Source organism: Pseudoalteromonas sp. Isolate3, from assembly GCF_022398505.1.
Taxonomy (GTDB): Bacteria; Pseudomonadota; Gammaproteobacteria; order Enterobacterales; family Alteromonadaceae; genus Pseudoalteromonas; species Pseudoalteromonas apostichopi.
In genome coordinates this window covers 20,140-27,687 of record NZ_JAKEVN010000049.1, presented here as the reverse complement: position 1 = coordinate 27,687, position 7,548 = coordinate 20,140, and the positions used below count along the sequence as shown (strand labels likewise).

Here is a 7,548-nt window from a genome sequence, read left to right as displayed (position 1 = left end):
GTGTAATTCTAATAATAAAATTCATTAAGGATTATGAGTGACGCAGTTACATCCTAAACGTCTTGCACAAATTGCCCAATTTGAGCTGGTACGACTATTTTTGACCAAGCGTGGTTTGTTGGCGGTTGCCGCTTTTGCCATTTGTTGGCTACTTATTTTACGCTATCCCATTGCCCAATCTGTGACCTTGATTAGCTCACCTGATTTTGCCGACTTTGCTAGGCAGGCATTTGGCGCCATTGGCATCAGTAAATTACTTGATTGGCCTGAATCTGAACTGGCCGTTTATTGGCTGATTGCTTTATTTAGTTTCCCAAGCTTTTGTTTGTTTTTATGTAGTGACCAGACAGTGGGCGACAGACAACGAGGTACGTTACGCTTTTTATCACTTAGAGCCACTCGCTCAGAAATTATCATTGGCCGCTTTTTAGGACAGCTATTAATTTTAGCGGCACTGTTGTTTGTTACTTTGATGGCAACGGTTGCAATGCTCGGTTATCGTGAGCCAAGTTTGCTGCTTTCTGGCTTATCGCGAAGCTTTATGTTGTTATTTTATTTGCTTGTTGCGGTTATGCCTTTTATTGCCCTAATGAGCTTTTTGAATACCTTTGCTCGTTCATCGCGTCTTGCATTTGTATTGGCTATTTTGTTCTTTGCTGGCGGTAATATTGTGATTGGCTTACTAACATGGCAATGGCCTGCATTTGAGGTTTTAAATTACATATTTCCGGGCTATCAACTTGATTTAATGGCTGGTCAACGTGCCGGCGTAACACTTGCTCTTGGTTTACCACTCTTACAAACTGCAGTGTTATTGATTGCTGGTGAACGAATTTTTTCGAGGAGCTCACTATGACCGTTTTAATTCAAGCACAAGGTTTGTCAAAAAACTATGGGGCTAAACGAGCGCTAGATAACGTCAGCTTTGAAATAAATAAAGGGGCTCCAGTGGCGCTGGTTGGTCCAAATGGTGCGGGTAAAACGACCTTATTTAGCTTGTTATGCGGCTATATTTTACCTAGTTCAGGAAAATTATCGGTAATGGGACATACCCCAGGGAGTGCGGAGTTATTTGGTAAGCTAACGGCATTACCACAAGATGCACAGCTTGATCCTCGCTTTAGTATTGCGCATCAACTTAACTTTTATGGTCAATTACAAGGGCTAAGTGGTGCGGTTCGTAAAAAAGAAACGGCTCGTGTTTTAGAGCTCGTTGGTTTGTCAGAAGTGGCTAAGCAGCGACCAGATGACCTTTCTCATGGTATGCGTAAGAGAGTGACGATTGCACAAGCCTTGATTGGTTCACCAGAAATAGTGATGCTTGATGAAGCAACTGCGGGCCTTGACCCAATTCATGCTCGTGAGGTGAGAGAGCTGGTAAGTTCTTTAAGTAACGAAGCAACATTTATTTTAAGCTCCCATGACTTGACTGAGCTTGAGCGTTTATGTTCTCAGGTGTTACACCTTGATAAAGGTATTTTAAGTGAACATCAAGCCCGTTCAAGCACTCAAGATAACAAACACTTTATTACGCTACAGTTGAATCAACAATATGATGATGTAGAAGCAAAGCTTGCTGGCCTTGCCCACGTACATCATGTTTATATGAGCCAAGCAAAAGAATATGTGATCGAGTTTGAGAAAACAGCCGAGCCTTTTGATATCAATCTTCTACACTTTTGTTATCAACAAGGTTGGCAGTATCGTCAACTGGTGAATGGTCACACACTCGAAAACCAAATCTTTCATAAGGAGAGCTAGTTATGGGGCTATTAAGTGGATTAATGGGTAACGCAAGTGAAGTTGATAACGACGATTTAGAAGAACTGCTTGCCAATACCCTGATTGATGGTGAAACAGTACAAAGAGCCTATAAAGTCATTCGTGATATGTTCATCTTTACAAATAAAAGATTGATTATCATTGATAAACAAGGTGTTACTGGTTCAAAAGTTGAAATGTTGAGCATTGCTTACTCAAAAATTACTAAGTTTAGTAAAGAAAGTGCCGGGCATTTTGACCTAGATGCTGAACTGAAAATTTGGGTTGGTTCAGATCCAACACCAATTAGTAAAGACTTTAAAGCAGGAGATAACATTAATGAGGTTTATAGAATTATAAGCCAGTTTGCTTTATAAGGTACTGACACACTTTATTTTTTCTTTGAAAGTTGGCTCAGAGGCGAAAGTTTCGGCCAACTTTTTCTTTACATTTGCCGACACTTTATTACAATTAATCAAGTAAAAACAAATGCTTAGTTAAGTTCTCATTCAGTTTTCTCACGTTAGCATGTGCCCAACTTAGCCATCAGGCTAGTTTTCAACAGCAATGAAACAATGTTAATAGGGAAATCTGTTTATGAAAAAGTTAGCAGTTATTATTTCGAGTATGCTTCTGTCAACTGCCGCGACTGCTGCGGATAGTTACCAATCAATCAGCCATTTAGGGTACATGGACACCGATGGCAACGACACAGTAAGTGTTGATTCAACATATTACTTCGCACCAAAGAAAACAATGGGTCCATACGACCAGTTTGAATACATCAACAGAACAACCAACGTGTTTGGTTCGTACGCTGATGATGACTTTGGTGATGTGACTAACATCGGTGGTGAATACTTCGTACAAGATTTCGTAATCGGTGCAGGTTACAGCAACTACGATTACGGTTCAGATACTGATTTATTCAACGTGTCTGCAGGTTACTTCTTTAATCCTAACCTTCTTCTTAAAGCGACATTTATTGACGTAGAAGACGGTGATAACACAGTAATGTTTGACCTTAAGTACAATCATCAGCTTAACAGCACTGATTACTTAGGTTTTACTTTCACAGCTGACGACGAGTTTGATTACCGTGCAGTAAATGCGAAATACTTCATGGATCTTAAACAAGGTAACTACCTAACAATTGAAGGTACAATCTTAGATACAGACGATAGCGGTAGCTCTTGGGAACTAGGTTCAAACTACTACTTCTCTAAAGCAACATCAGCTTTTGTAACCTTTAATAAAGAAGATGACTACAGCTTTGGTGCACAGCACTTCTTTAACAAAAACGTTGGCTTAAAAGCAGGTTATGCAAACAACTGGGATGACTCAGATTACGATGCATACTTTGCAAACGTAAGCTTACAGTTTTAATCATTAATTTGATGACATAAAAAAGCCCGCATTATGCGGGCTTTTTCGTTTTTATCATTACCAACCGCACTGGCGGCCTTCATTTTGCTCATCAAGGTATTTTTGTAACGGTGCAAAGTAATCTAAGATTGCTGTTGCATCCATTTCTTCTTTACCAGTGATCGTCGCAAGAGCTTCTTGCCATGGGCGGCTTGAACCCATTTCTAACATCGCATTTAGTTTTTCACCCGCCTCAGCAGAGTTGTAAACTGAGCAGCGGTGTATCGCTTCTTTGTTACCAGCAATTTCACATAAACTTCTGTGGAAGTCGAATTGTAAAATGTGTGCTAAGAAATAACGCGTGTAAGGCGTGTTACCTGGTACGTGATATTTTGCACCCGGATCGAAGTCTGCTTCGCTACGTGCGATAGGCGCTTGTACACCTTGGTATTTTTCACGTAATTCCCACCACGCTTTGTTGTAGTTCTCTGGCGTTACTTCACCTGAGAAAACTTTCCAGCGCCATTGGTCTACTAATAAACCAAATGGGATAAATGCTACTTTGTCTAATGCCATTTTCATTAGTAGGCCAATATCTTTTGACTCATCAGGCACTTCGTCTAATAAACCAATTTCTTTTAAATAACCCGGTGTAACCGAAAGCGCAATGGTGTCACCAATCGCTTCGTGGAAACCATCGTTCGCACTCTCTTGATAGTAAACAGGCTGATTTTTGTATGCACGTTGATAGAAGTTATGGCCTAGCTCATGGTGAATAACAGAGAATTCTTCACCTGTACGTTGAATACACATCTTAATACGCAGGTCATCTTTGCTATCAATATCCCATGCTGAAGCATGACACTGCACGTCACGGTCTTGTGGTTTAGTAAACAGTGAGCGTTCATAGAAAGTATCTGGCAGTGGCGCAAAGCCCATCGATGTAAAGAACTTCTCAGCACCACGTACCATTTTAAGTTCGTCGTAATCGTGCTCAGCTAATAGCTCTGTTACGTCATAACCAGGATCGGCATTTTCAGGTGCGACAACATCGTAAATGTTACCCCAAGTCTGTGCCCACATATTACCTAAAAGGTGTGCTGGGATAGGTTGGTCTTGTGGTACTTTATCTTCGCCATATTTTTCACCTAGCTTGGCACGAACATGACAATGTAATGAATCATAAAGAGGTTTAACTTGGCCCCAAATACGGTCAAGCTCTTTTGCAAAATCATCGGCTGGCATGTCGTATTTACTACGCCACATAGCACCTGTATCCGCATAACCTAGCTCTTTTGCGCCTTCATTGGTTAAAGCAACTTGTTGTTCATACAGTGGGCGCATTGGTTTTGAAACCTGACGCCAACCTTGCCATAAATCAAGCAATTCATTGTAATCACGGCTCGTTGCCATTTTAGCGGTCATTTCGCCAAGGCTTAAACAGCTACCATCTTCTTTACAGTATTTACCTTTACCATATATACCACCTAACTCAGCAACTAACTGCGAGAGTTTTGCTGTTTTTTCAGCATCTTGTGGTGCAGGTAAAGTGAGCGCTAGTTTTAGCTTATCAAGTTTACGGCGTGCATCGTAATCAAGTTCTAAACTATCAAATTTTGCAGCTTCATTAGCAAGGCGTACAACGGCTTCGGTCATTTTGCGATTAACTTCAGCAGATAGCTCAGCAGTATCATAGGTGATGAAGTTGGCATAAATCCACTCAGCGCGGCTTGCTTCTAAATAAAGCGCACTTAATTCTTTTTCAGTATCGGCGATAAATTTAGCGGCATCTTGTGCGGTTACTTGACTTGTTTGGACTTCAGTCGTTGTCGTTTTTGTACTCGCAGCGTCATCATTACAGCCAGTAAGTGCAAGAGCACTCGCTACCATAAGTGCGCTCATACTGAGCTTAAATGGAGTCTTTTTCATAACGTTCCCTAGAAGTTTATTGTTATTTATTGCACATGCATAATAGCAGTGTCTTAGTAAACAACAAACAGCATCGCTAAAAACAACCTTAGTAAGAGCTGCTTACGTTGTATTTATGGCACGATCAGTCATACTTGAAGCAGTTAAATAAAATAAAAGGATTGCACAATGACGACCGTAATTATTCTGTTACTAGTTGCTGTGATTGTAATTTTTGCTGTGAAAGACATTCGCATCAATCTTGTTACACGACCTACGTTTAGTATGTTTAAAAAAGTTTTGCCGCCATTATCGCAAACAGAGCGTGAAGCCATGGAAGCAGGTGATGTTTGGTGGGATGGTGAATTATTCAGCGGTAACCCTGATTGGCAAAAGCTGCATCGTTTCCCTAAACCCGAACTTAGCGAAAAAGAACGCGCATTTATGAGCGAGCAAGTCGAAACCTTGTTAGCTATGCTTGATGACTATCAAATCGTGCAAAAAGATAAAGACCTACCAAAAGAAGTGTGGGACTACCTAAAAAAAGAAGGTTTCTTTGCGTTAATTATTCCTGAAAAATTTGGTGGCCGTGAGTTTTCAGCCATAGCTAATTCAACCATCGTATCGAAAATTGCCACTAAGAGCTTAACCGCTGCGGTGACCGTCATGGTGCCAAATAGCTTAGGCCCAGGCGAATTACTGCTTCATTATGGTACTACCGAGCAACAAGAGCGTTGGTTACCAAGCCTAGCGAAAGGTGATGATGTGCCTTGTTTTGCTTTAACGGGCCCTGAGGCGGGTTCTGATGCGGGTAGTATTCCTGATACTGGTGTAGTTTGTAAGGGCATGCATAACGGTGAAGAAGTGATTGGCTTAAAACTTAACTGGTCAAAACGCTATATCACGCTTGCGCCAATTGCTACAGTGCTGGGTCTTGCATTTAAAATGTACGATCCTGACGGCTTATTAGGTGATAAAACAGAGCTTGGCATTACATGTGCGCTAATTCCTACTGATCACGAAGGTGTACAGACAGGTGAGCGTCATTACCCGTTGAATATGGCATTTATGAATGGCACAACTTACGGTAAAGATGTGTTTATTCCACTTGATTGGATCATTGGTGGCGAAAAAGGCGCAGGTAGAGGTTGGCGCATGTTAGTTGAGTGTTTAAGTGCAGGCCGAGGTATTTCGTTACCTGCGCTTAGTACAGCAACAGGCCATTTGGCTTCAAGAATGACATCAGCCTATGCAACTGTGCGTCAACAATTTGGTGTTTCAATTGGACAATTCGAAGGAGTGCAAGAGGCTCTTGCGCGCATAGGTGGTTTAACTTACACCTTAGAGTCTGCAAGACTAATGACTGCAGGCGCGATTGATATGAAGTTGAGTCCGTCTGTGGTTACTGCAATTGCAAAATATCATATGACAGAAATGGGTCGTACTGTTATGAATGACGCTATGGATATTCACTCAGGTAAAGGGATCCAAGTGGGCCCAAATAACTATTTAGCTCATGGCTATATGGGGATCCCGGTGTCGATTACTGTAGAAGGTGCAAACATTCTCACTCGTAATTTGATGATTTTTGGTCAAGGTGCTACGCGTTGCCATCCTTTTGTTCTTAAAGAAATGGAAGCGGCTGCAATGGAAGATCATGATGTTGCTTTAAAAGAGTTTGACTCATTACTACTGCAACATATTTTGTTTGCTGGTAGCAACGCAGGTATGGCGTTTGTACACGGGTTAACACGTAGTTACTTCGCAAAAGCGCCGGTATCTGGTGCAACAGCTGTGTATTACAAACAATTAAGCCGCATGAGTCGTGGCTTAGCGTTTTGTACTGATGTTGCTATGCTGGTTTTAGGCGGTGAGTTAAAACGTAAAGAGATGATTTCGGCGCGCCTAGGTGATGTGCTTAGTCACTTATATTTAGCTTCATGTGTACTGAAACGCTACGAAGATGAAGGCCGTCAACAAGCTGATTTATCATTTGTACAATATGCTGTTGAGCATTCGTTATTTTGCATAGGTCAGGCATTCGATGGTTTCTTTAAAAACTTCTCTAATCCTGTTATTAATTTCTTACTGAAACGCATTGTGTTCCCGGTAGGTAATCATTATCACCGCCCAAGTGACGAGTTAGCACAAACTATGTGTGAGCACATGAGCAAGCCAGGTGTCTTCAGAGACAGATTAACTCACCTTTGTTATGTTGATGAAAATGCCGGTACAGGGGTGATGGAAAATGCCTTTCTAGCCATGATTGATACCCACGATGACTTTAAGCAGCTTCGTAAATGGCAAAAAGAAGGCACTATTGCTAAAAACCTTGAACTTGAGGATGCAATAGTCGTAGCGGCAGAGAAAAACTTGATTAACGAAACCGTTGCTGAGCGAATGAACAAAGCCAATGAGCTGCGCAAAAAAGCGATAGCTGTGGATAACTTCGCTCCTGGGGAGCTGTAAACGTTGCTAATATTTAATAGAGCCAAGCCTTGCATTCGCAAGGCT

General features: G+C 41.4%; 6 protein-coding genes. 5 read left to right on the top strand and 1 reads right to left on the bottom strand.

The features are described from left to right. Positions 1–37: 37 nt before the first annotated feature. The 4 genes from L1D46_RS11310 (at position 38) to L1D46_RS11295 (ending at position 3,147) form a co-directional block, all read left to right on the top strand. Positions 38–856, top strand: a complete 819-nt coding sequence (locus tag L1D46_RS11310; protein WP_167657779.1) for an ABC transporter permease subunit — start codon at positions 38–40, stop codon at positions 854–856. After that, positions 853–1,761, top strand: coding sequence for an ABC transporter ATP-binding protein (locus L1D46_RS11305; RefSeq protein ID WP_130051244.1), 909 nt, complete (start codon positions 853–855; stop codon positions 1,759–1,761). Before L1D46_RS11310 ends, L1D46_RS11305 begins: the two co-directional genes overlap by 4 nt. A 2-nt stretch (positions 1,762–1,763) precedes the next feature. Beyond that, positions 1,764–2,138: a PH domain-containing protein gene (locus L1D46_RS11300; protein WP_130051245.1), complete on the top strand. Its 375-nt coding sequence runs from the start codon at positions 1,764–1,766 to the stop codon at positions 2,136–2,138. Between the two features lie 220 nt (positions 2,139–2,358). Next, a complete protein-coding gene (locus L1D46_RS11295; RefSeq protein ID WP_130051246.1) occupies positions 2,359–3,147 on the top strand; it encodes a putative porin in 789 nt (262 codons plus the stop codon). Positions 3,148–3,204: 57 nt separating this feature from the next. On the opposite strand, the gene L1D46_RS11290 is transcribed toward L1D46_RS11295, so the two are convergent. Further along, entirely contained in the window at positions 3,205–5,055 is a 1,851-nt protein-coding gene (locus L1D46_RS11290) for a M2 family metallopeptidase (protein ID WP_130051247.1), read from the bottom strand. Between the two features lie 168 nt (positions 5,056–5,223). On the opposite strand from L1D46_RS11290, the gene L1D46_RS11285 reads away from it, so the two are divergent. Beyond that, on the top strand, positions 5,224–7,503 hold the full coding sequence (locus L1D46_RS11285; RefSeq protein WP_130051248.1) for an acyl-CoA dehydrogenase: 2,280 nt from the start codon (positions 5,224–5,226) through the stop codon (positions 7,501–7,503). The last annotated feature ends 45 nt before the right edge of the window (positions 7,504–7,548 follow it).